Here is a 25,098-nt window from a genome sequence, read left to right as displayed (position 1 = left end):
GGCCCGGTCACCGCCGCAGCACGAGCGCCTCGCCCTGGCCGCCCCCGCCGCACAGCCCCACCGCGGCGGTGCCGCTGCCTCGGCGGGCCAGCTCGTGCGCCACGTGCACCACGAGCCGGGCGCCGGAGGCGCCGATCGGGTGGCCGAGCGCGATCCCGCCGCCGTGCACGTTGACGATCTCCTCGGGAACGCCCAGCGCCCGCTGCGAGTGCGCGACGACGGCGCCGAAGGCCTCGTTGATCTCGACGAGGTCGAGCTCCGCGGCGGTGATGCCCTGCTTCTGCAGGGCGCGGGCGATCGCGTCGGCGGGCTGGGCCTGCAGGGAGCTGTCCGGCCCGGCGGTCTGCCCGTTCGCCCCCAGGCGGGCCATCACCGGCCAGCCCTCCGCGTCGGCGCGGGCGGAGGTGGTGAGCACCAGCGCGGCCGCGCCGTCGGAGATCTGCGAGGAGTTCCCGGCGGTGATCGTGCCGCCCTCGGCGAAGGCGGGGCGCAGGCGGCCCAGGGACTCCTCGGTGGTGTCGGGGCGGATGCCCTCGTCGGCCGTGACCTCGAGCGGCTCACCGCGCCGCTGCGGCACGGAGACCGGCACGATCTCCTCGGCGAGCAGGCCCGCCGCGGCGGCGCGCTGATGGGACAGGGCGGCGACCCGGTCCTGATCCTCGCGGGTGACCTCGAAGCGGGGATTGTGCCGCTCGGTGGACTCGCCCATGCTCACGCTGTCGTGGGCATCGGTGAGGCCGTCGTGCGCCATGTGGTCCAGCGCCTCCACCGCCCCGTACTTCCAGCCCCCGCGGGAGCCCATCAGCAGGTGCGGCGCCTGGGACATCGACTCCATGCCGCCGGCGACCACCACCTCCGCGTCCCCGGAGGCGATCATGCGCGACGCGTCGATCACGGCGGTCAGGCCCGAGAGGCACACCTTGTTCACGCTGTGCGCGGGGGTGGCCCAGCCGATCCCGGCGCCGAGCGCGGCCTGGCGCGCCGGATTCTGGCCGGAGCCGGCCGGCAGCACCTGGCCCATGATCACGGCGTCCACCGCGGCGGCGTCGATCCCGCCCCGCGCGAGCACGCCCTGGATCGCGAACGCTCCCAGCTGCGGGGCGGAGAAGGAGGACAGCGCCCCCTGGAGCCGGCCCTGCGCGGTGCGTGCCGCGGCGACGATGACGATCTCGGACATAGGGGCCCTCCCGGAGGCGACGACGGTGTCTGCCGCCATTGTGCCGGACGCGCCGAGGCGGCCTCGGAATGCGGTCTCATGGCATCGAGAGCGACTGCACCCGCACGAGAACTCGCGGGACGGCGGACCCGATGGCCGCCCTCTGGACGGTGCGCTGGACGTCCTCGACGATGCGGCGCACGGGCAGCGGCCCCGCCACGCCGATCTCGACGGTCACCTCGCCGCTGACGCGGTCGACGACCAGCCCGTAGCGTGCGGAGGAGGCGCCGCTGCGGCGCAATCGCGCATCGAGGGTGCGCAGTGTCGTCGCGATGCCGGGCTCGAGCCCGCTCACTCCCGGCACGGCCGTGACTGCGCCGACGAGGTCGGCGACGTCGAGACGGGAGCAGGGCGCAGGGCCGGTGGGCACGGGCTCAGTGTTCATGGAGGTCCTCGATGTGGACGTCGACGGTGAGGCCGGTCAGCCCCAGCTCGGTCTCGGCGGCGCTGCGCACCGCCTCGCGGATCCGCTCGGCGAGGCCGGGCAGGTCCGGGGTCCCCAGGTGTGCGGAGACGCGGCAGCGCGCCCGGGTGGGCAGGCCGAGGGTGCGGCGCTCCGCAGCGGAGTCCTCGTCGTGCTCGAAGGCGGTGCGCAGAGCCCGGGCGCCGGGGATCGCGTCGATCTCGCGGCGCACCAGCGTGCGCAGGGTCAGCTCGGACACGGTGAACGGGCCGGCCGGGGTCGGCGGCATGTGCACGTGCGCGCCGTGGCGGGCGTCGGCGCGCACCGATTCCTTGATCGTGGCGAGGGCGGAGCCGGAGAGCTGGACCGAGGTGTCCCCGGCCTCCTCAAGGCGGTCCCACTCCTCGTGCACCGAGCGGATCAGGTCCAGGTACCGTCGGGTCGCGGCGGGGTCCTCGCGGGCGGCGTCGTGGTGCGGCATCTCGGTCACCTCCATTCCTCCATCTCGTCGACGATGCGGGCGCGGGCACGGGCGATCCGGCCTCGGACCGTGGGCTCCGAGGCGTCGACGGCGGCGCAGATCTCGCGATACGACATGCCGTCGACCTCCCTCAGCACCCAGCACAGGCGCAGCGCGGGGTCGAGCGTCGACAGCACCCGGGCCAGGGCGCTCATCTGGGCGTTGACCAGGGCGCTGCGCGCTGGGTCGGCCGCTGCGCCGGGGCTGGTCCGCCCGGTGTCCGGGGAGCTCTCGAGCGCGGGCTCGAGGTCCTCCGCGGCGGCGGGAGCGGTGGCCCGACGGGCACGCCGCCGCACCACGTCGGTCGCGGAGCGGGAGCAGATCTGAGCGACCCATCCGCGGAAGGCGGCCGGCTCCTCGAGGAGGTGCAGCCGGCGCCAGGCCAGCACCAGGGTCTCCTGGACCAGGTCCTCGGCCTCCTGGCGGTCGCCGACCACCATGAACGCGATCCTGAACAGGCGTCCCTGGTGGCGGTCGACCAGCCGCTCGAACGCGGCCGTCTCGCCGTCCTGCGCGCGCAGGACCAGCGCGCGCTCCTCCTGTCCGGGATCGGGGCTCATGCGGGATGCGTCGCCCGACCCGCGGGGGAGGCCGACGGGGCGGCCGACGACTCGGCATGCCCGCCGAGCACGGCGCGCGAGGGCGCTGAGGCGGAGCGCAGGTGGACCAGCAGGTCCACGGTCCGCGCCTCGGCGCCGAGGACGGTGCGGATGTCGTCCGCGAGCAGGCCCCGGACCGCCTCGACGGCCCAGGCCGTCTCCGCGTCCTCGGCGATCGTCACCGAGGCCTGCACCGCCGGAGCAGAGACCGCGCCGCTGAGCTGGACGGTCGCGTCCACGACCCCGGCGACCTGCTCGACGTGCTCGGTGAGGGCGCGCTCGAGCACAGCCGGCTCGAGGGACCCCAGGAGGCCGCCGTCCGCGTCGCGCAGACGCAGCGTCGGCGTGCGGACCCGGGAGGGGACCTGGGCCAGGAGCAGCCAGAGCCCGAGCAGCACCACCAGGACGCTCGCCGCCGCGGCGACGGGGAGCAGCCACTGCTGATGCGCGGCGGCGAGCGAGGCGGGCGTCGAGTCCCCGTGGGGGAGGACCGCCTCGGCGCGCGGCCAACGCTCGGCGAGGCCGAGAGCGGCCGAGGCCGTCCAGGCGGCGGCCAGCAGGGCGAGCACGGCGGCCGCCACGAGGACGAGCCGGTTGCGGGGACCGGAGACGGAGCGCATGGGTCAGTCCTTCCTGATCCGCTGGACCCGGACACGGGTGCGGAGCGGGGTCTCGGGGCGGAGCTCGTCGACGGCCTGCTCGGCGGCCGCGCGGGCTCCGCGCAGCACGGCCTCGGAGTCGTCGACGACGGTGCGGGCCAGCACGTCCAGTCGCCGCCCGCGGAGGGTGGCGCGGGCGCTGTGCACCCCGTCCACGGTCTCCACCCGTCGGGTGATGCGTCGGCCGAGGTCGCGGTGCGGGACGGCGCTCGCGCCGGGCACCTCGCCGCCCAGCACGAGGCGTCGCGAGGGGCGGCCGGGGATCGCTGCCGCGAGCAGCAGGACGAGGCCGAGCGCCGCGAGGACTCCGGCCGCGATGAGCACGGGCGTGGAGTCCAGGCGACGCGCGCCGATGTCGGCGAGCGCGCCCTGGGCGGAGGCGGGCCAGGAGCCGTCCAGCAGCAGGCTGCCCAGCAGCCAGACGCCGACGAGGCCCCCGGTCAGCAGCAGGACGCCGAGCAGCGCTGCGGGGACGCTGCGCGCGGGACGGCGGACCAGGCGAGGCGGGGCGCTGCTCATCGCAGGGTCCTCCTCCCGGTGCTGGTGGGGCGGAGCCAGGAGATCGAGACGTCCAGACGCCCCACCTCGAGACCGGTCAGGTGCTGGACCCGCTCGCGGACCAGGTCGCGCAGGGCGGTCAAGGCGGGGGCGAGCGGCGTCGGGAACTCCACGCCGACGTCGAGGCTCAGCACGGCGGTGCGGCCGTAGAGCTCGCACCGGGCCGAGGGGCGGGAGTCGAAGTCACGGCGCGCGCCGACGCCGAGGACCCCGCCCGCGCCGGAGCCGACGAGCGCCGCCTCGGAGGCGACCTGCTCGGCGACCCGGGCGACGACCTGTGCGGGGATGCTGGTCACGCCGCGATCCTCGGCGGGCGTCACGGTCGGTGACGGGCTCTCGACGGCGGCGGGGTCGAGGGCGATGGCGGTGGACATGTCACCGCCTCCAGCGATCGGTCAGTCCTCGCACCTCGATGCGTCCCTCGATCGTCATGCCGACGGCGAGGCCGATCGCCGACAGCAGCAGGACGAGGGAGAACTGGCCGACGCTGCCGAAGGCCAGGACGGCACCGAGCATCAGACCGATGAGCAGGGCGAACTGTGATGTCTTCATGCGTGCTCCTCGAGCGTGGGGCGGGTGCGGGGCGGGCGCTCGGCCCGTCCCCGCACCCGGCGGATCACTTCAGGTCGGTGCTGCGTTGCTCGGCGGCCGGCTCGTCGTCCTGGCCGGGCAGGTGGACGTCGACCACGTTGACGTTGACCTCGATGACCTCGAGGCCGGTCGTGCCCTCGACCTGGTCGATGACGTTGCGGCGGATCGCGTTGCCGACCTCGACGATCGAGGCGCCGTACTCGACGACCACGGTCACGTCGATGGCGGCCTGGGTGTCGCCCTTCTCCACCGCGATGCCGCCGGTGACGCTGGTCTGGCCGTTGGGGAAGCGGTCGGTGACGGCGGAGAAGGCGCGGCGCACGGCGTTGCCCATGTCGTGCACGCCGGGGACCTCGCGGGCCGCCATGCCGGCGATCTTCGCGACGACGGTCTCGTCCAGGGTGGTCACACCGCGGTCGGTCTGCAGCGGGCCGCGCGGGACGGTGTCCTGCTGCTCGCCGTTCTCCTGCTGCGCGGCCAGCTCGGCCTCGCGCTGCTTCTGCTTGCCGGTCTGGGGGATCGATGCCTCGGACATGGGAGTCTCCTTCCTGACGGCCCGTGCGTACGGGCCTGCGAATGCTGACATAGGGAAGACGTCGCGACCGGGCAGATCCTCACGGCCGCCGAGAGTGATAGGCGTCACATCTATAAGAGTGTCGTCTGGGCGCACCTCGCCGCGCCCGCTGCGATCGGTGGCGCCTCGATATCCTCTGCGCAGCGATCCGGGCGCACGGCCGGGACGGAAGGAAGGGGCCGAGATGGCGCCGACGCGCCCCCACGCAGCCCCCGGCAAGGGGGACGTTCCTGCGACGCCGCGGGGAGGCCCGAGCCTCGGACAGGTGGAGGCGCTGATCGCGGTGATCGACCACGGGTCCTTCACCGCCGCCGCGGACGTCCTGCGGATCTCCCAGCCCTCGCTCTCCCGCCGCATCCACGCCCTCGAGAAGGTGCTCGACACCCGGATGTTCGTCCCCGTCGGCCGGCGGATGGAGCTCACCGATGCAGGGCGCGGGGTCGTCACCGCCGGACGCCGCGCCCTGGCGGAGCTGAGCTCCATCGAGGCGATGGCGGGCGCGGCCCGGATGCTCACCGCGGGCTCGCTGCGCGTGACCGGGCTGCCCTCACTCGTCGCGACCGAGCTACCCGACCACCTCGGGCGCTTCCACCGGGCGCACCCCGGGGTGCGGATCGAGGTCTCCACGGTCGACGATGCGCAGGAGCTGGTCGAAGCGGTCCGGGTAGGGCGGGCCGACGCCGCCATCGGCGTGGCCGACCGGGTGCCGGGCGATCTCGCCGCGATCCCGCTGCCCGCCCAGGAGTTTGCGGCCGTACTCCCCGCTGGGGCGCGCCCCGGCGGTGCAGGAGGCCCGCTGACCCCTCGGGACGTCACCTCGAGGGCCCTGATCACCCTCCCGCGGGGGACCTCGATCCGTCAGCTCGCCGACACCGCAATACGCGGTCTCGGCGCCCTCCCCGCGCACAGGATCACCACCACCCAGCGTGACAGCCTGGTCCCCCTGGCACTCGCGGCCGACGGCCTCACCGTCGTGCCCACTGCGCTCGCCCGCACCGCGACCGCCTTCGGCGGGGTCGCGGTCGCCCTGGATCCTCCGGTGCACCGCTCCCTCGGCATCATCCACCGTCCCGACGAGCTCCCGAACCCGGCGCTGCACGAGTTCCTCGCGCTCGTCGAGCAGGGAGCGGGCACCTGGCCTGGCCCGGGAGGAGACGCATAGGGACACTGCATGGATCCTCCCGCCGAAGCTATTGGAGTTCCGGGCCCGCCCATGATCACCTGGTCGGCTGACCATGCACGACGAGCAGAAGGAGGTGTCAGCGACCGTGGAGCACGCCCCGAGAGGACGCCGACCGCTGCGCCGATCCGCCCCGAGGTCGCACCGCCGGGAGCGGCCGAGGCTGCAGTACCGGCGCGGGAGGGTCCTTGCTGCTCTCGCGGCGCTGGCCATGGCCGTCGTGGTCGCAGTGACCCTCGGACTGGCGGGGACCGTGGGCCATCTTGAGAAGAACATCGCCACCGCGCCGCTGCGGCCAGGGGAGGAATCGGCCTCGCACGAGAGCGACGGTGCGCTCAACATCCTGCTGCTCGGCTCGGACAGCCGCGATCTGGCGGGGGACGACTTCGGGCCGGGCGACGGCTCCCGGCGCAGCGACGCGATGGTGCTCGCGCACCTCTCCGCCGACGACGACCGGATTGACGCGCTGCAGCTGCCGCGCGACACCCTCATGGACCTACCCGCCTGCGCCGACACCGGCAGCGGCGGCTTCGCCGGCGGACGCGGCATGCTCAACTCCGCCCTGAACTTCGGCCCGGCCTGCTCAGTCGCCGCCGTGGAGGAGCTGACCGGCGTGCACGTCGATCACTTCGTGGAGCTGGACTTCGAGGGGTTCATCGAGATGGTCGACGCGCTAGGCGGGCTGCACATCTGCCTGCCCGATGAGCTCCAGGACTCGCGCGCCGATCTCGACCTCCCCGCGGGGGAGCAGATCGTCCACGGGAAGGACGCCCTGGCCCTGGCCCGCACCCGCCATGCAATCGGCGACGGCAGCGACATCGCGCGTCTGGGCCACCAGCAGAAGGTGATGTCCGCGGTGGTGCAGGAGGTGAGCAGTTTGCGGATTCTCGCCCGCCCCGACCGGCTCTACGACTTTCTCGACGCGACCACATCCTCACTGACGGTGGATCCTGGGCTGAGCCGGGCCTCGGACCTCGCCGGGCTCGGCAAGCGGGTCAACCGGGTGGACCCCGAACACATCACCTTCCTCACGATGCCCTGGGAGCCGGCGCCCACGGACCGCAATCGCGTCGTGCCCTCGGCGTCGACCGGCCTGGTGTTCGAGGCTCTCGCGGCCGACGAGCCGGCTGTCCCGGCCGACGAGGCGGGTCATGACGACGAGGAGCAGGGCGAGCTCACCGGGTCCGATGCCGCGGGCAACATCACGCCGCGCGCCGAGACGCCGACCGCGACCAGCTCGCACTCCCCCTCGGTGGACGGCGCGACCACCCGCACGGCTGACGCCTCGCTCTGCGACGGCTGAACCCTGGGGTCAGGTCTCTGTCGGGGCCGCCAGCCGGTCTGTCGCCAGCGAACCGCTCTGCGCGGACAGGAGATGTCCCCGGGCCCGGCGGGTCAGCCCTGTGGGAGGGGCCGCCGACCGGTGACCACATAGATCATGCTCATGAGCGCCACGAAGGCCACGCCCGTCAGCAGCGCCAGGTGGTACTCGCTGATCCACACCATGATCCCGAAGGTGAACAGGATGAACACGATCGCGAACACCTGGCCGTAGGGCCACAGAGGCACCGGGAACTGCAGCGCGTCCCGCTCGGCGCGGCTCATGCCGCGCCGGGAGGCGACCTGGGCGAGCAGGATCATCAGCCACACGAACACGGTGGCGAAGGTGGCGAGCGAGGCGACGATCGTGAACACCCTCTCCGGCAGCGCCCAGTTCAGCACCACGCCGACGACCAGCACGCCGAGCATCGCCAGGGTGGTCACCACCGGCACCCCGCGCACCGTGCGGGACAGGGCCGCGGGGGCCAGACGCTGCCGCGCCATCCCGGCGACGACGCGGCCGGCGCCGAAGAGGTCCGCGTTGATCGCGGAGAGCGCCGCGGTGATCACCACGACGTTGAGCAGCGCCGCCGCCCAGTTCACGCCGAGCGTGTCGAAGATCTGCACGAACGGGGACTGCTCCCCGGTGATCTGCGGCCACGGCGTGATCAGCAGGATCACCCCGATCGCGAGGACGTAGAACAGCAGGATCCGCACCGGCACCGTGTTCACGGCCTTGGGGACGGCCCGGGCGGGGTCCTCCGCCTCGGTGCCGGCCACGCCGATGATCTCGGTGCCGCCGAAGGCGAACAGCACCAGGATGAACGCGCTGATCATCCCACCGGGGCCGTGCGGGAGGAAGCCCCCGTCGGCCGTGAGGTTCTCCAGGCCCGTCGGCGTCGAGGGATCGCCCAGGCCGAACGCGAGGATCGCCGCGCCGCCCGCGATCATCGCGATCACCGCCCCCACCTTCACGATCGTGAAGGCGAACTCGAGCTCGCCGAACCAGCGCACGCTGGCCAGGTTCGCCGCGCCCACGATCAGCAGCGTGAGCGCCACCCAGAGCCACTGGGCGGTGTCCGGGAACCAGAAGCGCATGTAGATCGCGATCGCGGTGAGGTCCGCCAGGCACACGATCAGCATCTCGAAGGCGAACATCCAGCCCGTGAGGTACCCGGCCCAGGGGCCCAGGAAGCGGCGCGTGTACTCGGCGAAAGAGCCGGGGATCGGCATCCGCACCGCCATCTCGCCCAGCGCCCGCAGCATGAAGTACACGACCGCGCCGCCCAGCAGGTACACCAGCAGCACCGAGGGGCCCGCGGCCTGGATCGCGCCGGCCGAGCCGTAGAACAGGCCCGTCCCGATCGCGGAGCCGAGCGCGATGAAGTGGAGGTGGCGGGAGGTGAGCCCGGGCCGCCGACGGGCCGGGGCGGGGGCGTCGGCGGGCTGCGTGGCGGTGGTGCTCACCGTCAGTGCCCCGCGCCGAGATTGCCCGAGAGCTTCTCGAGCCGCTCGAGGCTGGCGCCGTCCAGCCCGATGATCCGGGCCTCCTTGCCGCGCTCGGCGTACTTGGACTGCACGGCGTCGAGGCTCGCCACGGTGGAGGCGTCCCAGACGTCCGCGGCGGTGAGGTCGATGATCACCACGGCCGGGTCGCCGGCGTAGTCGAACTGGTAGACGAGGTCGTTGCTGGAGGCCCAGAACAGCTCGCCGGTGACGGCGTAGCGGCGGATGTCGATCGCGCCGTCGTCGTCCACGTCGGACTCCCACACCGCGTCGATCCGCACCAGGTGGGCCACCCGCCGGGCGAACAGCACCATCGCGGCGAGCACGCCGAGCACCACGCCGATGGCGAGGTTGTGGGTGATCACCGTGGCGATCACCGTGACCAGCATGACCGCCGTCTCCGACCACGGCATCAGGCGCAGCGTGGAGGGGCGGATGCTGTGCCAGTCGAAGGTGCCCACCGAGACCATGATCATCACCGCGACCAGGGCGGCCATCGGGATCAGCCCCACGATGTCCCCCAGCACCACCACCAGGATCAGCAGGAACACCCCGGCCAGGAAGGTGGAGAGCCGGGTGCGGGACCCGGACTGCTTCACGTTGATCATGGTCTGGCCGATCATGGCGCAGCCGCCCATGCCGCCGAAGAAGCCGGTGACGAGGTTCGCGACGCCCTGGCCCCAGGTCTCGCGGGTCTTGTTCGAGTGGGTGTCGGTGATGTCGTCGACCAGCTTGGCCGTCATCAGGGACTCCATGATCCCCACCACCGCCATCGCCAGCGCGTACGGCGCGATGATCCGCAGCGTCTCGACGGTGAGCGGGACCTCCGGGATCAGCAGCGCGGGCAGCGACTCGGGCAGCTCGCCCTGGTCGGAGACGTTCGGCATGGTCCAGCCGGACGCGACCACCGCGATCGTGAGGACGATGATCGCGATCAGCGGCGCCGGGACCACGGTGGTGAACCGGGGCATCAGCACCATGATCGCCAGGCCCGCCGCCACCAGCGGGTAGACGATCCAGGGGATGTCCTCGCCGAACAGGTGCGGCAGCTGGGCGGTGAAGATGAGGATCGCCAGGGCGTTGACGAACCCGGTCATCACCGAGCGGGGGATGAAGCGCATCAGCTTCGCCACGCCCAGCACGGCGAGCACGACCTGCAGCACGCCGGCGAGGATCACGGTGGCGAGGAGATAGTCGAGCCCGTGCTCGACCACCACCGGCGCGACCACCAGGGCCACCGCGCCGGTGGCGGCGGAGATCATGGCGGGCCGGCCGCCCACCACGGCGATCGTGACCGCCATCGTGAACGAGGCGAACAGGCCCACCTGGGGCGGGACGCCGGCGAGGATCGAGAAGGAGATCGCCTCGGGGATCAGGGCGAGGGCGACCACCAGGCCGCCGAGGATCTCGGTCCTCAGCTGTCGGGGATCGCTCAGGGCGGCGCGGACCGTGGCGGGCCGGGACTGCGAGTGCTGGGGCGCGCTGTCAGCGGGCGCCGTGGGGGAGGAGGTCACGGGGGGATCCTGACGTGTGGGGTGGGGAGGGCGGCCCGGAGGCACGGAACGTCTCCGTGAGGACCGCGGTGCAACCCTCACGTTACGTGAGGTTCGGCGGGGGCGATACGGGCCGTGACCCGGATCGCACGCGGCTCAGTCCGTCGGGCGGGCGGAGGACAGTGCGCGCAGGCGGTCGAGGAACTCGTCGGCCATCGCGACCTTCCGCTCCAGGGCGGTGCGTCGCTCGAGCGCGATCGCCTCCAGCTCGCGCAGCTTCTCGCGCGCCTCCGGCGGCGGATCCGGCTTGGCGACGTCATGGGTGATGTCCAGCAGCTCCCGCATCTGCTCCAGCGAGAAGTCCAGCGGCTTCATGCGCCGGATCAGCAGGATCCGCTCGACGTCCTGCTCGGAGTACAGGCGGAACCCGCCCTCGCTGCGCTCGGAGGGATGCACCAGCCCGATCTCGTCGTAGTGCCGCAGGGTGCGCAGGCTGAGCTCCGTGCGCTCCGCGACCGCGCCGATGTGCAGCAGCGGGCGCCCCCCGCTCGTCTCCTCCATGGCGCCAGTGTGCCCCACCGCGGGGCCGACGGGCGCGCGGGGGAGAGCGGGCTCATGCGGGGGCGGGGTGCTCGGCGTCGGGGAACGTGGCGAGCGCGATCCACAGGGTCAGAGCCTCGAGCCAGGCGCGTTCCGCGTCGCCGAGCGGGCGGATCCGCTCGTAGCCCTCGCGCAGCGCCCGTCGCGCAGGGGCGGGCGTCGGCCGCCAGTCGCGAAACAGGGTCCCCAGCAGCACGCTCGTCTGCGCGAGCTCCGCGACCCGGTGATCGGTGCGCACCTCGTCGAGGTCCAGCACCGCGGCGACCTCCCCGCCCTGCATCAGCAGGTTCGCGGCGCGTACGTCCCCGTGGACGAGCTGCGGGGCATCCGCGAGGTCCGGAAGGTCCGCGACCAGCGCGGCGAGTCGGGCCGAGGCCGACGGGGCGCGGCCGTGGTCGCGTCCCTCGAGCCAGGTCTGCATCCGCTCGCGCGCCGGGCGCGGCGGCCGTCCCTCGAGCGTGGGGAGGTCGAGCTCGCGGAGGGCCTCGTGCATCCGCGCGAGGCAGGCGCCGACGGTGCGCACCGCGTCGAGGTCCGCCACGTCCAGCCAGGTCCCCGCGATCTCGGGGAGCACCGCGACGGAAAGCGGCCCGATGGGCCCATCCGCGACCACGCGCACGGCGCCGTCCTGTGAGGGGAGCGGGGAGGCGACCGGGATCCCCTGCTCCTCGAGCGTCGTGATCAGCCCGGTGGTCGCCTCGAGGCGAGGGAACAGGCGCTCCTCGCGGGACCACTTCGCCACCAGCTCACCGCGGTCGGTGCTTACCCACGCGATCGCATTGTGGTCGCTGATGGTGAGGCGACGGCAGGAGCGGACCGTGAGGCCCCAGTGCTCGTGGAGCGTGGCGACGAGCCAGTCGGTCGCCTCACCGGCATCCGCGAAGCCGAAGCGGTCGCGCAGCGCCGCCCGCTCGTCGGCGCTCTCCCACAGCAGGGACAGCCCGGGCGGCAGTGAGGAAGAGGCTGAAACGGCCATGTCAGGGTCCCTTCATCGGATCCGGGGCTCGAGGGCGGGCGGTGACTCGGTGCGGTCTCGTCCGTCGTGGCGAGAGGCTACCGTCCACGCAGTGGCCGTTCCGCTCACCGTCGACGGCCCGGAGGAGGACCCCATGATCACCACCGCCCGGCTGCAGCTCGACCCTCCCGGCGACGCCGACCTGGAGGATCTCCACCGGATCTACTCCGACGCCCGCACCTGGACCCACCTGCCCAGCGGCCGCTTCGCCGACCTCGCCACCACGCGGGAGGCTCTGGCGGGCTGGCTCGCCGACTGGCACGAGCACGGGCTCGGCGCCTGGGTGGCACGGGAGGACGGCACGGTGGTGGGGCACGGCGGCTGCGCGGTGCGGCAGGGCGCGTTCTGGAACCTCGGCTACCGCTTCGCCCCCGAGGCGCAGGGCCGCGGGCTCGCGACCGAGCTGGCTGCCGCCGCGGTCGACGCCGCCCGGGAGCGTCGTCCCGAGCTGCCGGTAGTCGCCTACCTGCTCGAGAACAACCCCGGCTCCGCCGCGGTCGCCGAGAAGGTCGGACTGGCGCTGCGCCACCGCGGTCCCGACGCCGGCAACCCCGACCCGTCGGCCGTGCGCCTGGTCCTCGCGGACCGGGTGCTGAGCGAGGCGGAGCTCGCCGCGACCATGCGGTGAGGGCGGGGCGTCAGGACGCGCCGATCGCCGCCACCTCGGGCTCGAGTGCCTCCTCCTCGACGTCATCCGTGCGGATGCCCTCCGACGGTCGGGGGAGCGGGCGGCGCAGCCCCCAGGTCACGGCCGTCAGGCACAGCACGCACACCGCCGCGACGATCACGAGGCCCCCGGTGTAGGGGAGGACGGGCGTGAGCGCCGCGAGCACCGTGGGCAGCAGGAACCCGGTGTAGGCCAGCGAGTAGTAGACCCCGGTGATCCCGGCGAGATCCCGCGGTGTGGCGAGCGACTGCGCGATCACCAGGCCCGCCACCACGCACACCCCGTAGGAGGCGCCCAGCAGCGCGGCCACGGCCACCACCATCACGGGGTGGCGCAGCTCGGCGGCGACGGCGGCGAGGATCATGCCGGCGCTCATCCCGGCCATGCCCACCACGAGAGCGCGGCCGCGGGTGAGGCGGTCCAGGAGGCCCACCGTGCCCTGTGCGAGGGCGCCGATGCCCAGGGTGAGCACGGTCAGCCCGGTCGCGTAGATCGTCGCGGCGTCCCCGATCTGCGCCTCGACGGTGGTGGGCAGGATCGCGTAGGCGACCCCGGCCGCGGCGAACACCCACGGCGCCGCCGGCAGCACCAGGCGCACGAAGGTGGGGTGCCCGGCGGCCGGGACCCGCAGGTCCTCCCGCAGCGAGCCCCGGGCCCGCAGCTCCCGCGGCAGGCTCTCCGGGGCGCCCAGCAGGGCGAGCGCGGCGAGCAGGCACAGGGCGAGGTGGGCGAGGAAGGGCAGCTGCCCGGGCAGCGGCGCCCACTGGGCGAGCGAGCCGGTCACGCCCGCACCGAGCGCGAAGCCCAGGGTGAGGGTCATCGAGGAGCGGCGCGCGCCGACGGCCGCGCTCGCGCGGTGATCGTGCGGCGGGGAGGAGAGCTCCTTGATCCAGCTCGAGCCCACCGACATGCCCACGCCCACCCCGATCCCGGCGAGCACGCGCCCGGTGCACAGCAGCACGAAGCTCGTCATGCTCGCCGCCAGCAGGATGCTGCCGAGCGCGGCGGCGAACAGGCCCGCGATCGCGACCGGTCGGCGGCCGTGACGGTCCGAGAGTCCCGCGGCCAGCAGCATCCCCGGGATCAGGCCCACCACGTACATCCCCAGCAGCAGGTTCGCCTGCCACGGGGCGTATCCGCCCACGGTCTCGTACACGTGCAGCAGCGGCGTGAAGTGGTTCCCGCCCCAGGCGAGGACGAAGCCGGTGGGGGCGACGGCCAGCCAGGCGGGGACCCGTGCGCGGCTCACTCGGCCACCACCTGGTAGGCGTCGTGACCGGTGCGCAGGTGCTCCTCGATCATCGCGCGGAACCCGGTCACATCCCCGTGGCGCACGGTGTCGGTGAGCTCGACGTGCTCGCGGTGCAGGTCGGGAAGGTGCGCGGCGGGGGAGAGCACCGCGAGATGGGTGAGGCGGAACAGGCGCGGGCCCAGGGAGCGCAGCACCTCCTCGACCACCCGGTTCCCCTCGTGGGAGGCGAGGGTGAGGTGGAAGGCGTAGTCGTGGACGGCGAACTCCTCCGGCCGCTCCACGGTGGTCCGCTGCGCCTCGAGCACCGGGGCGAGAGCCTGGAGCAGCCCCTCGCGCCGGGACTCGTCGGGCACGATCCGGGCCACCGCGTGCCCCTCGAGCATCGCGCGCACCGAGAGCAGCTCCTCGCGCTCGCGCGCCGTGGGCGTGGTGACCAGCGCGCCCTTCTTCGGGATCAGGCGCACCAGGCCCCAGGTCTCCAGCTGCAGCATCGCCTCGCGGGCGGGGGTGCGGCTCGCACCGTGCCGGGCGGCGACCTCCACCTCGCGCAGCAGCTCGCCCGGCTCGATCGTGCCGGTGGTGATGCGGTGCGCGGTCGCGGCGGCGATCTGCGTGGCGATCGGGCGGTTCTCGAGGGAATCGAGCCAGGGGAGGGTGGGAGCGGGCATGCGCCACAGAGTAATGCATGCATCAATGGATGCAAGCTAGCCGCCCGCCTGTCGGTCACGGGCGGCGGGGCGGATCGCGTCGCACCACTCACGGTGCGTATACACAATGTTTATAGTGTGGTCCATGAGCACCTCGCACGCCCTGCTGGGCCTCCTCGACCGGGCTCCGGCGCACGGCTACACCCTCAAGCACGACTACGACACGCTGCTCTCCCCGGGCAAGCCCCTCGCCTTCGGCCAGGTCTACGCGAGCCTCTCCCGCTTCGAGCGGCAGGGCTGGGCTGAGCAGACCACCGTCGAGTCCGGCAGCGGGCCCGAGCGGAAGCTCTACCGCATCACTGCCGACGGCGTGCACGTCCTCGACGACTGGCTGTTCACCCCCCAGGAGGCCGGCGCGTTCTCCAGCTCCACCCTCTTCGCGCGCGTCTCGGTCGCGCTGCTCTCCGGCCGCGACGCCCACGACGTCCTCGATCGGCAGCGCACCAGCCACATGGAGCGCATGCGCTCCCTCACCGCGCGCCGGCGCGACGCGGACCCCGCACTGATGCTCGCCCTCGACTACGAGCTCGCCCACCTCGATGCCGACCTGCGCTGGATCCTCGACGCCGGCGAGCGACTCGCCGCGATGCGGGAACGACTCACCCGCGGAGCGGGAGGCACGGCATGAGCGCCGCACACAGCGCGACCGCCCCGACCGGCGCTCCGCGGGAGAGCGGGTCCGGCCCCGTCGCCGCGCTGCACGAGGTCGCCTTCGCCTATGGCGCGGAACCGGCGCTGCGCGGCGTCGATCTCACCCTCACACCCGGGGAGCGTGCGGCGATCATGGGCCCCTCCGGCTGCGGCAAGTCCACGCTGCTCCACATCCTCGCCGGGGTGCTCCGGGCCGACGCCGGCACCGTGGAGGTGCTCGGCGAGGACCTCGCCGCGCTCACCGAGCGCCGCCGCGAACGCCTCCGTCTGGAGCGCATCGGCATGGTCTTCCAGTTCGGTGACCTCATCGAGGAGCTCACCCTCCACGAGAACATCGCCCTGCCCCTGCGTCTGCAGGGTCGGAGCCGGGCCGAGAGTGGGACCCTCGCGCACGAGGTGGCCGAACGGCTCGGGATCGCCGATGTCGCCCATCGGCGCGCGGGCGAGGTCTCCGGCGGCCAGGCCCAGCGTGCCGCCGTCGCCCGCGCCCTCGCACCACGCCCGCCGCTCGTCCTGGCCGACGAGCCCACCGGCTCCCTCGACACCGCCGCCGCGGACGCCGTCATGGAGGCGTTCACCGAGACCGTCCGGGAGCTCGGGCAGACGGTCGTCGTGGTCACCCACGACCACCGCGTCGCCGCACATCTCGACCGGCTCGTCACGATGCGCGATGGACGGGTGGCGGGCTGAAATGGGCACAGCACTCCAGCTCGGCTGGCAGCTCGCCACCCGGGCCACCGGTCACGGGCGCCTCCGCTCGGCGATCATGGCGCTCGTCGCCGCGGCGGGCACCCTCGCCGTCCTCGCGCTCGGCCGCCTGGTCCTCGCGACGGCTGACACCTCCGACGCGTCCGTCATGCTCGGCGGGGAGTCCCTGGTCTACTCCCGGGCACTGACCGGCGGCGTCCTGCTGGCGGTGGTGCTGCCCGTCCTGGTCACCGCCTTCGCGGCCGGTCGGATGTCGGCGGCGCTGCGGGCGCGCCGGCTCGAACGGCTGCGCCTGCTCGGGATGAGCCGACGCTCCCTCGCCCTCGTCGGTCTCGGCGAGACCGCCCCTTGGGCGCTGGGCGGATGGGCGGCGGGCATGCTCCTCGCGGCGGTGCTGGGGCCGGCGCTCTCCCGCCTGCCGGGAGCCGATGGGGTCTCGCAGGCGGGGTCGGCGTTCCTGCTCGCGGCGGGACTCGCCGTGCCGATGATGATCGAGCTCGGCGCGCTCGGTCCCGGACTCCTGCGTGCCCGCGCCCACCGTGTTCGAGCCCGGACCGGCGTCGACGCCTCGCCGTCCCCGCTCCGCGTGCTGCCTCTGCTCGCCGGGATCGCGCTGCTGCTCGTGGCACGCCAGGAGCAGCTCGGCAACGGAGCGGTGATCCCCGCGTTCCTGGGCGGTGCCGCTCTCGCCGCGCTCGGCACCGTGCTGCTGACCCCGCTGCTGGTCCGCGCGCTGTCCTGGACGCTCGTGCGGCGGGAGCCGCCGTCGGCCACGATCGCGGCGCGCCGTCTGCAGGCGCAGCCCGCCGTGCAGACCCGCATCATCGGCGCGCTCATGATCGGCCTCGTCGTCGCGACCGCCGCGCAGGGTCTCATCGCCGTCGTCGAGCAGCTTCCTCAGTACCGTGCCGTCGAGCATGCCCGGGAGGTCGAGGCGCGGGCGGAGAGCTTCGCTGTCCCCGCCGGGACCACGGCCGCGTCGCTCCGCAGCGAGCTCGCGGAGGTCGAGGGGATCCGGGAGATCGCCGTCGTCCAGGAGGCGCTGGCTCCCGGCCTCCCCGGCCCCGAGCCGTTCCCGGAGGAGGGCACGAGCGTGGTCGTCTCCACCTGCGCCGAGCTGCTGATCATCCAGCCCAGCCTGGAGGGCTGCCGGGACGACGTGCCGCAGTGGATCCTCTACCCACCGATCCCCGACATGAGCGTCCCCCAGGAGGGAGAGGCCGAGCTGCGCGGCACGTTCGACGACAGCGGCGAGATCGGGCCGCACATCGCGACGGTGCACGTCGACGAGACCACGGCGACCATCGGGCCGCTCGCCGGCCCCTGGCAGAACCCGGACCTGGCCGGGCGCCTGTACGTCCCCCGCGGCCTGCTCACCGAGGCGGAGGTCGGAGCCCTCGACTCCGTGCGCGCGACCGTGGTCGCCGACCCGCGCGACGACCTCGTCGGAGAGCTCCGGGCTGCAGGGTTCACGGCCCACGCAGGCTACGACGCCGCCGAGTTCGAGCGCTGGGAGCACGTGATCGCGATGACCCGCCTGCTCACCCTCGTGGTGCTCGCCCTGGGGCTCGGAGGATTCCTCCTCTCCCTCACAGACCGGATGCTCGAACGCCGCACCGAGCTCGCGCACCTGCGCCTGCTGGGAACGCCGGTGAGCACGCTCCGCCGCGCGCAGGCGCTCGAGATCGCCCTGCCGCTCCTGCTCGGCGTGCTGCTCGCCGTGGCGGTGGGCAGCCTGATCGCCGACGGATACGTGACCCTCGGGAACCGCGGCGCGGATGCCGAGACCGCCGTCCGTCTCGCGCAGGGGTACCAGGTGGTCCCCGTGCTCGGCGCCGCGATCGGGGCGGGCGTGATCGTCGCGGTCAGCTCGTTGGGCCTCGGTGCGAGGCTGCGGCCGGAGATGCTGCGCAGACCCTGAGGGGCCGATCATCCCGTCGGCCGACATACGGTTCACTGGAGCCATGAGGGACTGGACCGCCACAGCCGAGGCCTACGACCGCTCCTTCGCGACCCTCTGCGACGGCACCGCCGCCCGGCTGCTCGCCGATCTGCCGGACGGGCAGCTGCTCGATGTCGGCTGCGGCACCGGACGACTCGCTCTGCAGGCCGAGCAGTCTGGCCGCACCGTGACGGCGCTGGACGCCGACGAGTCCATGGTCGAGGCCGCGCGGAGGCGCCTGCGTAGGACCGTGCTCCGCGCGGCCCTGCCCGACCTCCCTCTTGCAGGTTCGAGCGCGAGCGCGATGACGGCGAACTTCGTGATCAACCACGTCGGCCGCCCCCGCGCGGCGCTCGCCGAGCTGCGCCGCGTCCTGCGGCCCGACGGCCGCCTCGCGATGACCATCTGGCCTGCGGGCGGCGCGAGCTGGAGCGCACTGCTCGGCGAGCTGTTCGAGGAGGCGGGCGCCGTGCTCCCACCGCCGGAGCGACTCCCGGCCGGCGAGGACTTCACGCGCAGCCCCGACGGGCTCGCCGGACTCGCCCGCGAGTCCCGGCTCGAGGTTCTGAGAGCCTGTGAACTGCATTGGGACTGGCGGATCCGCCCCGAGGACCTGTGGGCAGGGATCGACGCGGGGATCGCCACCCCGGGGCGGTCGTCCGCGCTCAGACGCCGCGAGTCCGTGACCGGATCCGGGAGGCCTTCGCCGCGCGGACAGGCGACCTCGCGGACGCCGACGGCCATCTGAGCTTCCCCGTGCGGGCCGCCTACGTAGTCGCCGCACGGCGTCTGAATGAGAAGGACTGAGAGATGGCCCCGACCTTGTTCCTCACCGTGGGCCTGCCCGGCACGGGCAAGACCACCGCCGCCCGCCGTCTCGAGGCCGAGCACGGCGCGCTGCGGCTCACCAAGGACGAGTGGATGAAGGCGCTCTACGGCAGCGAGAACCCCGAGCAGGCCTCGGACGTCATCGAGGGGCGGCTCGTGGGGATCGCGCTGCGCGCCCTCGAGCTCGGAGTGAGCGTTGTCCTCGACTTCGGACTCTGGGGCAAGGACGAGCGCTCCAGCCTCCGACAGGCTGCCGTGGATCGCGGCGCCGAGGTCGAGATGCTCTTCTGCGACCTCGACCCCGGCGAGCAGAGACGCCGCCTGGATCGGCGCCTCGCCGAGGATCCGCACACCACCTGGCCGATCTCCGAGGCGGAGCTCGTCTCCTGGGCGAGCGTCTTCCAGCGCCCCACCCCGGCGGAGGTCGACGGCAGCGAACCGATCCCGGCGCCGCCAGAGGGCTTCGCGGACTGGGATGCGTGGCGAGCCGACCGCTGGCCGCGAGCGATCGGTTGATGCACCGCCGACGATCCTGGTGGGAACGATGGAGCCCAGGGACCGGCGGGGGGGCCAGAGAGCGGCCACGTCGACGCACCGGCGCGGTTCAGCGACCGCGCAGGTCCAGGCTCTCGAAGAACGCCCCAGGCCCCTCCCCGAAGGCGTAGGCCACGTAGAGGTCGTCTCCCGACCTCGGTCGTGACAGGAAGCCGTCGGCCCCGTGAAAGCCCTGCCTCTCGATCCCCGCGCTGGCCACGACCGCGACGCCGAGGGCGATGTCCTCGGAGACGGTCGCGTAGTGCCCGCTGACCGCGCCGATCCCCCGGTCGCTGCGCACCAGCAGAGCGCCGATGTACTGCATTCCGTTCCCGTTGCCCACGATCTTCCCGGCCTGGGACGTGGACTCGACGACCTCTGCACCTTTCGGGACGGGAAGCGCGAGCAATTCCTTCTCGATGTCCCGTGCGGCGGCATCGTTGACCAGCGGCACGGAGATCGGTAGTGCGAGGAGGAGCAGCAGCGCGATCACTGCGGCGCCCAGACAGGACCCACAGGACCTGAACCTGGAGCGCGCTGAGGACGTGGGCATGGGGTCTCTGCGGGTGGGTGAACTCAGCGCACCACGTCGTAGACCAGCTTCACCACGCCGTTGGCGTAGGCGGCGGAGTCGCGCAGGCGAAGGTCCTGCCTCTCGTGCGCCGAGGTGGGCAGGACCCTCTTGCCTGTCCCCAGCGTCACCGGGAACAGCAGCAGGTGGTAGCGGTCGATGAGGCCCGCCTCCCCGAGCCGGCGGCCGAGCTCGGCGCTGCCGTGGACGAAGATCGCGCCGCCCTCGCCGGCCTTCTCCGCGGCGACCGCCTCGGTGGTGCGGAGGATCCGGGTCTCGCCCCAGCCCTCGTGCAGATCCGCCTCATCCAGCGAGGAGGAGACGACGATCTTCGGGAGGTCCTGGTACGCGGCGTGGTCCGCGGAGCCGTTCCACACGGGCGCGAAGGCCTCGTAGCTGCGTCGGCCGAACATCAGCGCGGAGGTCTCGGCGAGCTCCTCGCCCTTGAGGGAGAAGGCCTCCTCGTCGAAGGGCGTGCTGAGCACCCAGCCTCCCTGGGGATGCCCCTCCTCCACCCCGCCGGGGGAGTCGACGACGCCGTCGAGCGTCATGAAGCCGGTCCAGATCAGTTCTCGAGCCATGAGTTCTCCTGGGGTGGGGCGGCCCGGGTGTCCCCGTCCGGGCGCCGATGCGCCGGGGCCGTCGTGTGCAGAGTAGTCAGCCGTGGGCGAGGGCGCACCCGGAAGCACTACCGGTCGTTACGGGGTGCCGCGCCTGGGGAGTCGTCGAGCCCGGGACTACACCCGATCGAGTAGCTGTCTCACTCCATCGAGTGAGCGCCTCAGTGATCGAGTGAGGGGCTGCTCCCTGCCGATGGCGACGCCGGAACAGAACGCGGCCGTCGCCGTCACGCCTCCTCACGCATCCGCGCCCGCAGCACGGCGTACTCGCAGCCCGGGGCGTCGGGGTCGAAGCCGTGCTCGAACAGCCAGCGCGCTGCGGTGAGGCACCGCAGCGACCACCAGGCGCGGATCGCCTCCCGGTCCACGTCCGTGCCGTAGCCCGCGAGCAGGTCCTCCAGCCGCTCCTCTTGGCCGAGGGTGAGGATCGCGAGGTCGAACATCGCGTCCCCCGGCGCGCCCTCGGACCAGTCGATGATGCCGGTGACCTCGTCGTCCTCGACGAAGACGTGGGTGATCTGCAGGTCACCGTGGATGAAGGCGGGACGCCACGGCCGCAGCGCCCCGCGGGCGATCTCCCGGTTGCGTTGCACGACCTCGGCGGGAAGAGGGGAGTGCGCTAGCAGCCACTCGCTCTCCCGCTCGAGCTCCGCCTCGACGCCCGCGAGCGGTCGCCCGGGCATGGGCGGGAGTGGCGCCTCGTGGAGCCGGCGGATCACCCGCCCGGCCGCGGACCATGACGCAGGTGACGCCTCCGACGGGGCACCGAGCACGCCGAGCGCGGTGCCGGGCACTGCCGCGCGGGCGAGCGCGGGCGGTTCGTGCCACAGCACTTCGGGCGTCGGGATCGAGGCGAGGTCCATCGCCCGGACCTCTGCCGCGTGGCGCGTGAGATGCCCGTCGACCTTCACGAACACCTCGCCGACTCGCAGCGTCGCCCGCTCGCTGTGCGCGACGATCACCTCGACCTCGTCCATGCCTCCATCCTCCCCGCGCGGTGGCGGGGTGTCGTCGGATTTCCTGGCCGGCCGACGGGCCGCGTGACTCCCGGACGCCGGTATGAGACAGTGCCACCTACCAAGTTAGACAAGGCGAACATAGTTCGATGGATGAGGCGAAGAGGTGTGCGCGTGAGGTGTGGAGGACGACTGGCGACGAGGGCTTCAGCGATGGCCGCGGCGCTGGTGATGCTGCTGAGCGGGTGCGGGAGGGCGGGAGACTCAGGGGAGGGGGACAGGCTCGTCGTGCTGACCACCTTCACCGTCCTGCAGGACATCGCCCAGAATGTCGCCGGAGAGCACCTCCGCGTCGAGTCGATCACCAAGCCCGGCGCGGAGATCCACGGCTACGAGCCCACTCCCGGTGACGTGGCCAGGGCCTCCGAGGCGGATCTGATCCTCGACAACGGCCTTCACCTCGAGGCCTGGTTCGGCCAGTTCGTCGAGACCGCGGACGTCCCACACGCGGTGGTCTCCGACGGCATCGAGGCGCTCGACATCGCCGGGACTCCGGGCACCCCGAATCCCCACGCCTGGATGAGCCCCGAGGCCGCGCAGGTATACGTCGACAACATGGTCACGGCCTTCAGCCAGCTCGATCCCGAGCACGCGGAGGACTTCGCGAGCAACGGCGAGGCCTACTCCCGGCAGCTCCAGCAGATCCACGACGAGCTCGTTCAGACCGTCGGCGCCCTCCCCGAGAACGAGCGGGCACTCGTGACCTGCGAGGGCGCCTTCTCCTATCTCGCCCGCGACGTGGGCCTCGAGGAGCACTACATCTGGCCCGTCAACGCCGAGCAGCAGGCCACCCCGCAGCAGATCGCCGCGGTCATCGAGACCGTCCGCGACCAGGACGTACCGGCGGTGTTCTGCGAGTCGACCGTCTCCGACGCCCCCATGCAGCAGGTCGTCGAGGCGACCGGCGCACGCTTCGGCGGCACCCTCTACGTCGACTCGCTCTCGCAGGAGGGCGGCCCCGTCCCCACCTATCTCGACCTCCTCCGCCACGACGCCGACGTGATCGTCGAGGGCCTGACCGGGACGGAGGCGGCGGCATGAGCATCCGCGTCGAGGACCTCACGGTCCGGTACGGCGAGGTCACCGCCCTGGACGGCCTGAGCGTGCACATCGCCGCCGGGGAGGTAACGGGCCTGGTCGGCATGAACGGCGCCGGGAAGTCCACCCTGTTCGGCGCGATCATGGGCACCGTCCCGGTTGCATCCGGCCGGATCGAAGTGGACGACGAGGAGCCCGCCCGGGCCCGTCGCCGCGGCGCGATCGGCTACGTCCCCCAGGGCGAGGCGATCGACGCCTCCTTCCCCCTCAGCGTCGCGGACGTGGTGATGATGGGGCGCTACGGTCACCAGGGCCTGACCCGTCGGCCCCGTGCCGCGGACCGCCGCGCGGTCGCCGAGGCGCTCGCACGGGTCGAGCTCGAGGACCTCGCCCGCCGGCCCATCGGGCAGCTCTCCGGCGGGCAGAGGCGCCGCGCCTTCGTGGCCCGTGGCCTCGCCCAGGGCGCCCGCACCCTCCTGCTCGACGAACCCTTCGCAGGCGTCGACAAGCGCAGCGAGGCCCTGCTCGTGGCCGTCCTCCGCGAGCTCGCGGCCGACGGCTGCACCGTGCTGGTCTCCACCCACGACCTCCACGCGCTGCCCGATCTCGCCCGTTCCGCCGTGCTGCTGCGGCGTCGGCTCCTCTACCACGGCCCTGTCGCCGAGGCGCTCGAGCCCGCGATGCTCGCCCGCGCCTTCGGCCTGGACCCGCTGGCCCGCCAGGAGGTCGCCCGATGAACCCGCTCGACCTGCTCACCGAGCCGCTGCAGTACGACTTCATGCTGCGCGCACTCGCGGCCACATCCCTCGCCGCGGTGGTCTGCGCCCTGCTGTCCTGCTGGCTCGTGCTCATCGGTTGGTCGCTGATGGGTGACGCGGTCTCCCACGCCGTGCTGCCTGGCGTGGTCCTCTCCTACGCCCTCGGCCTGCCCTTCGCGCTCGGCGCGATCGTCTTCGGCCTCCTCGCCGTGGTGCTGATCGGCGCGGTCCGCGAGTCGCGACGAGTCGCGGAGGACGCAGCGATCGGGATCGTGTTCACGACCCTGTTCGCCCTCGGCCTGGTGCTGCTCTCTGTGACCCCGAGCCACACCGACCTCGGCCACATCCTCTTCGGCAGCGTGCTCGGCGTCTCCCGGGGCGATCTCGCGCAGATCGCGGTGCTCGCCGCGCTCGTGCTCGTCCTCCTCCTGCTGCGGCGCCGCGACCTCACCCTCTACGCCTTCGACCCCACGCATGCCCGCGCGATCGGCCTGTCGCCGCGCCGTCTCGGCGCCCTGCTGCTGGGGCTGCTGGCCGTCACGGCGGTGGTCGCGCTGCAGGTGGTGGGGGTGATCCTGGTGGTCGCGATGCTGATCATCCCCGGGGCGACGGCGCGCCTGCTCACCGACCGCTTCGGCCGCATGCTGCTGATCGCGCCGACGCTCTCTGTCGCCGCCTCCACGCTCGGGATCCTGCTCAGCTACTGGCTCGACGCCGCCTCCGGCGGGCTGATCGTGCTCGTCCAGGGCAGCCTCTACGCCCTCGTCCATGTGCTCGCACCCCGCTACGGATTGCTGGCCCGGCACAGGACGCGACGAGGCGACGAACCGGCTCAGCCCTCGGGGGAGGGGGTGGCCGACGCCCAGATCGCCTCGGTCGCCGAACGGCCCAGCGGCACCGCGGTGCTCGAGCCGGCCAGCGACACCTCGAGCGCATCGGAGAATTCCGGGCCCTCGCGGATCTCGAGCTCCGCCCCGATCACGATGCCCTGAGCGGCGCAGAAGGAGAGCAGCCGAGGGTCGGCGTCGGAGATCCGCTCCACGCGGGCCCGCGTCCCCGCCGGTAGGACGGCGAGCAGCTGCGCGTCGGGCTGGTCGACGGACCCGTCGGCCGCGGGGATCGGATCGCCGTGCGGATCGCGCGAGGGCCGGCCCAGATGCGCGTCGAGCCGCTCGACGAGCAGGTCGGAGACCGCGTGCTCGAGCTGCTCCGCCTCGTCATGGACCTCCTCCCAGCCGTAGCCGAGGTCCCGCACGAGGAACGTCTCGATCAGGCGGTGCCGACGCACCATCGCCAGCGCGTGCTCGCGCCCCTGCGCGGTCAGCGCGATCGCGCCGTAGCGGGTGTGCTCGACCAGTCCCTGCTCGCCGAGCTTCCGCATCGCGTCGGACACGCTAGAGAGCCGCACCCCCACCCGCTCCGCGATCGCCGAGACCGTCACCGGCACCTCGGACCACTCGCCGAGGCTCCAGACGGCCTTGAGGTAGTTCTGGGCGCTGGTCGACAGCTCGGAGACGGACATGGGGGACACGGTAGTCAACAGCGCACCGCGGGGTGCGCGCCCCGAGACGC

Annotated in this window: 29 protein-coding genes and 1 pseudogene; 11 read left to right on the top strand and 19 right to left on the bottom strand. The window is 73.1% G+C overall.

Going from position 1 to position 25,098, the window contains the following annotated elements:
• Positions 1 to 7: 7 nt before the first annotated feature.
• The 9 genes from DWV08_RS13570 to DWV08_RS13535 all read right to left on the bottom strand — a co-directional run bounded on the left by DWV08_RS13570 (position 8) and on the right by DWV08_RS13535 (position 5,081).
• Positions 8 to 1,177: an acetyl-CoA C-acetyltransferase gene (locus DWV08_RS13570; protein WP_115414289.1), complete on the bottom strand. Its 1,170-nt coding sequence runs from the start codon at positions 1,175 to 1,177 to the stop codon at positions 8 to 10.
• A gap of 76 nt (positions 1,178 to 1,253) precedes the next feature.
• Complete coding sequence (locus DWV08_RS13565) at positions 1,254 to 1,601, bottom strand: hypothetical protein (protein WP_115414288.1); 348 nt, start codon at positions 1,599 to 1,601, stop codon at positions 1,254 to 1,256.
• The gene (locus tag DWV08_RS13560; RefSeq protein ID WP_206516717.1) at positions 1,591 to 2,109 is read right to left on the bottom strand and encodes an Asp23/Gls24 family envelope stress response protein; all 519 of its coding nucleotides are present in this window, start codon (positions 2,107 to 2,109) and stop codon (positions 1,591 to 1,593) included. Before DWV08_RS13560 ends, DWV08_RS13565 begins: the two co-directional genes overlap by 11 nt.
• Positions 2,106 to 2,699, bottom strand: a complete 594-nt coding sequence (locus tag DWV08_RS13555; protein ID WP_115414286.1) for an RNA polymerase sigma factor — start codon at positions 2,697 to 2,699, stop codon at positions 2,106 to 2,108. The genes DWV08_RS13560 and DWV08_RS13555 overlap by 4 nt, the downstream gene beginning before the upstream one ends.
• Positions 2,696 to 3,358 (bottom strand): hypothetical protein, encoded by a 663-nt coding sequence (locus DWV08_RS13550; RefSeq protein ID WP_206516716.1) that lies wholly within the window; start codon positions 3,356 to 3,358, stop codon positions 2,696 to 2,698. Before DWV08_RS13550 ends, DWV08_RS13555 begins: the two co-directional genes overlap by 4 nt.
• A gap of 3 nt (positions 3,359 to 3,361) precedes the next feature.
• Positions 3,362 to 3,916 (bottom strand): DUF6286 domain-containing protein, encoded by a 555-nt coding sequence (locus DWV08_RS13545; RefSeq protein ID WP_115414285.1) that lies wholly within the window; start codon positions 3,914 to 3,916, stop codon positions 3,362 to 3,364.
• Entirely contained in the window at positions 3,913 to 4,329 is a 417-nt protein-coding gene (locus DWV08_RS13540; RefSeq protein WP_115414284.1) for an Asp23/Gls24 family envelope stress response protein, read from the bottom strand. The genes DWV08_RS13545 and DWV08_RS13540 overlap by 4 nt, the downstream gene beginning before the upstream one ends.
• 1 nt (position 4,330) lies before the next feature.
• Positions 4,331 to 4,507 carry a hypothetical protein gene (locus DWV08_RS16905; protein WP_164740367.1) on the bottom strand — a complete coding sequence of 59 codons (177 nt, stop codon included), beginning with the start codon at positions 4,505 to 4,507 and terminating at the stop codon, positions 4,331 to 4,333.
• 64 nt (positions 4,508 to 4,571) lie between these two features.
• Positions 4,572 to 5,081 (bottom strand): Asp23/Gls24 family envelope stress response protein, encoded by a 510-nt coding sequence (locus DWV08_RS13535; RefSeq protein ID WP_115414283.1) that lies wholly within the window; start codon positions 5,079 to 5,081, stop codon positions 4,572 to 4,574.
• 304 nt (positions 5,082 to 5,385) lie between these two features.
• Between DWV08_RS13535 and DWV08_RS13530 the strand changes: the two genes are divergently transcribed.
• Positions 5,386 to 6,282 (top strand): LysR family transcriptional regulator, encoded by an 897-nt coding sequence (locus tag DWV08_RS13530; RefSeq protein WP_162801579.1) that lies wholly within the window; start codon positions 5,386 to 5,388, stop codon positions 6,280 to 6,282.
• 229 nt (positions 6,283 to 6,511) lie between these two features.
• A complete protein-coding gene (locus DWV08_RS13525) occupies positions 6,512 to 7,603 on the top strand; it encodes an LCP family protein (protein WP_241237246.1) in 1,092 nt (363 codons plus the stop codon).
• Between the two features lie 92 nt (positions 7,604 to 7,695).
• Here the strand turns inward: DWV08_RS13525 and DWV08_RS13520 are convergent, their stop codons facing one another.
• The 4 genes from DWV08_RS13520 to DWV08_RS13505 form a co-directional block, all read right to left on the bottom strand.
• Positions 7,696 to 9,087: an amino acid permease gene (locus DWV08_RS13520; protein WP_115414281.1), complete on the bottom strand. Its 1,392-nt coding sequence runs from the start codon at positions 9,085 to 9,087 to the stop codon at positions 7,696 to 7,698.
• Between the two features lie 2 nt (positions 9,088 to 9,089).
• Complete coding sequence (locus DWV08_RS13515) at positions 9,090 to 10,640, bottom strand: SulP family inorganic anion transporter (protein ID WP_115414280.1); 1,551 nt, start codon at positions 10,638 to 10,640, stop codon at positions 9,090 to 9,092.
• A gap of 135 nt (positions 10,641 to 10,775) precedes the next feature.
• The gene (locus tag DWV08_RS13510; RefSeq protein ID WP_115414279.1) at positions 10,776 to 11,180 is read right to left on the bottom strand and encodes a MerR family transcriptional regulator; all 405 of its coding nucleotides are present in this window, start codon (positions 11,178 to 11,180) and stop codon (positions 10,776 to 10,778) included.
• Between the two features lie 52 nt (positions 11,181 to 11,232).
• Positions 11,233 to 12,195 carry a phosphotransferase gene (locus DWV08_RS13505; RefSeq protein WP_115414278.1) on the bottom strand — a complete coding sequence of 321 codons (963 nt, stop codon included), beginning with the start codon at positions 12,193 to 12,195 and terminating at the stop codon, positions 11,233 to 11,235.
• Between the two features lie 91 nt (positions 12,196 to 12,286).
• Here DWV08_RS13505 and DWV08_RS13500 point away from each other — a divergent pair, with 91 nt between their 5' ends.
• Positions 12,287 to 12,862 (top strand): GNAT family N-acetyltransferase, encoded by a 576-nt coding sequence (locus DWV08_RS13500; RefSeq protein WP_241237245.1) that lies wholly within the window; start codon positions 12,287 to 12,289, stop codon positions 12,860 to 12,862.
• 10 nt (positions 12,863 to 12,872) lie between these two features.
• Here DWV08_RS13500 and DWV08_RS13495 read toward each other — a convergent pair whose 3' ends face one another.
• The gene (locus DWV08_RS13495; RefSeq protein WP_115414276.1) at positions 12,873 to 14,150 is read right to left on the bottom strand and encodes an MFS transporter; all 1,278 of its coding nucleotides are present in this window, start codon (positions 14,148 to 14,150) and stop codon (positions 12,873 to 12,875) included.
• Positions 14,147 to 14,821, bottom strand: a complete 675-nt coding sequence (locus DWV08_RS13490; RefSeq protein ID WP_115414275.1) for a GntR family transcriptional regulator — start codon at positions 14,819 to 14,821, stop codon at positions 14,147 to 14,149. Before DWV08_RS13490 ends, DWV08_RS13495 begins: the two co-directional genes overlap by 4 nt.
• A gap of 124 nt (positions 14,822 to 14,945) precedes the next feature.
• On the opposite strand from DWV08_RS13490, the gene DWV08_RS13485 reads away from it, so the two are divergent.
• The 5 genes from DWV08_RS13485 (at position 14,946) to DWV08_RS13465 (ending at position 19,505) form a co-directional block, all read left to right on the top strand.
• Positions 14,946 to 15,488: a PadR family transcriptional regulator gene (locus DWV08_RS13485; RefSeq protein ID WP_115414274.1), complete on the top strand. Its 543-nt coding sequence runs from the start codon at positions 14,946 to 14,948 to the stop codon at positions 15,486 to 15,488.
• Complete coding sequence (locus DWV08_RS13480) at positions 15,485 to 16,201, top strand: ABC transporter ATP-binding protein (RefSeq protein WP_115414273.1); 717 nt, start codon at positions 15,485 to 15,487, stop codon at positions 16,199 to 16,201. Before DWV08_RS13485 ends, DWV08_RS13480 begins: the two co-directional genes overlap by 4 nt.
• Position 16,202: 1 nt before the next feature.
• On the top strand, positions 16,203 to 18,140 hold the full coding sequence (locus tag DWV08_RS13475) for an FtsX-like permease family protein (protein ID WP_162801578.1): 1,938 nt from the start codon (positions 16,203 to 16,205) through the stop codon (positions 18,138 to 18,140).
• Between the two features lie 43 nt (positions 18,141 to 18,183).
• Positions 18,184 to 18,909 carry a class I SAM-dependent methyltransferase gene (locus tag DWV08_RS13470; RefSeq protein ID WP_115414271.1) on the top strand — a complete coding sequence of 242 codons (726 nt, stop codon included), beginning with the start codon at positions 18,184 to 18,186 and terminating at the stop codon, positions 18,907 to 18,909.
• Between the two features lie 62 nt (positions 18,910 to 18,971).
• The gene (locus tag DWV08_RS13465; protein ID WP_115414270.1) at positions 18,972 to 19,505 is read left to right on the top strand and encodes a P-loop nucleotide/nucleoside kinase family protein; all 534 of its coding nucleotides are present in this window, start codon (positions 18,972 to 18,974) and stop codon (positions 19,503 to 19,505) included.
• An 88-nt stretch (positions 19,506 to 19,593) separates the two neighbouring features.
• Here DWV08_RS13465 and DWV08_RS13460 read toward each other — a convergent pair whose 3' ends face one another.
• The 3 genes from DWV08_RS13460 to DWV08_RS13450 all read right to left on the bottom strand — a co-directional run bounded on the left by DWV08_RS13460 (position 19,594) and on the right by DWV08_RS13450 (position 21,691).
• Positions 19,594 to 20,016 carry a hypothetical protein gene (locus tag DWV08_RS13460; protein WP_115414269.1) on the bottom strand — a complete coding sequence of 141 codons (423 nt, stop codon included), beginning with the start codon at positions 20,014 to 20,016 and terminating at the stop codon, positions 19,594 to 19,596.
• Between the two features lie 83 nt (positions 20,017 to 20,099).
• Entirely contained in the window at positions 20,100 to 20,675 is a 576-nt protein-coding gene (locus tag DWV08_RS13455) for a dihydrofolate reductase family protein (RefSeq protein ID WP_115414268.1), read from the bottom strand.
• Positions 20,676 to 20,941: 266 nt separating this feature from the next.
• Positions 20,942 to 21,691, bottom strand: a complete 750-nt coding sequence (locus DWV08_RS13450) for a phosphotransferase enzyme family protein (RefSeq protein ID WP_115414267.1) — start codon at positions 21,689 to 21,691, stop codon at positions 20,942 to 20,944.
• Between the two features lie 192 nt (positions 21,692 to 21,883).
• On the opposite strand from DWV08_RS13450, the gene DWV08_RS13445 reads away from it, so the two are divergent.
• Genes DWV08_RS13445 through DWV08_RS17160 form a run of 3 tightly spaced genes read left to right on the top strand, consistent with a single transcriptional unit; the run spans position 21,884 to position 24,518 of the window.
• On the top strand, positions 21,884 to 22,771 hold the full coding sequence (locus DWV08_RS13445; RefSeq protein ID WP_162801577.1) for a metal ABC transporter substrate-binding protein: 888 nt from the start codon (positions 21,884 to 21,886) through the stop codon (positions 22,769 to 22,771).
• Complete coding sequence (locus DWV08_RS13440; protein ID WP_115414265.1) at positions 22,768 to 23,505, top strand: metal ABC transporter ATP-binding protein; 738 nt, start codon at positions 22,768 to 22,770, stop codon at positions 23,503 to 23,505. Before DWV08_RS13445 ends, DWV08_RS13440 begins: the two co-directional genes overlap by 4 nt.
• Complete coding sequence (locus DWV08_RS17160; protein ID WP_115414264.1) at positions 23,502 to 24,518, top strand: metal ABC transporter permease; 1,017 nt, start codon at positions 23,502 to 23,504, stop codon at positions 24,516 to 24,518. The genes DWV08_RS13440 and DWV08_RS17160 overlap by 4 nt, the downstream gene beginning before the upstream one ends.
• On the opposite strand, the pseudogene DWV08_RS13430 reads toward DWV08_RS17160, so the two are convergent.
• A pseudogene (locus DWV08_RS13430) lies at positions 24,449 to 25,048 on the bottom strand (metal-dependent transcriptional regulator); the annotation flags it as partial. The gene DWV08_RS17160 and the pseudogene DWV08_RS13430 overlap by 70 nt on opposite strands.
• Between the last annotated feature and the right edge of the window lie 50 nt (positions 25,049 to 25,098).

Source organism: Brachybacterium saurashtrense, from assembly GCF_003355475.1.
GTDB lineage: Bacteria > Actinomycetota > Actinomycetes > Actinomycetales > Dermabacteraceae > Brachybacterium > Brachybacterium saurashtrense.
The sequence above is the reverse complement of the archived record's forward strand: the minus strand, read 5'-3'. Positions and strand labels throughout refer to the sequence as shown.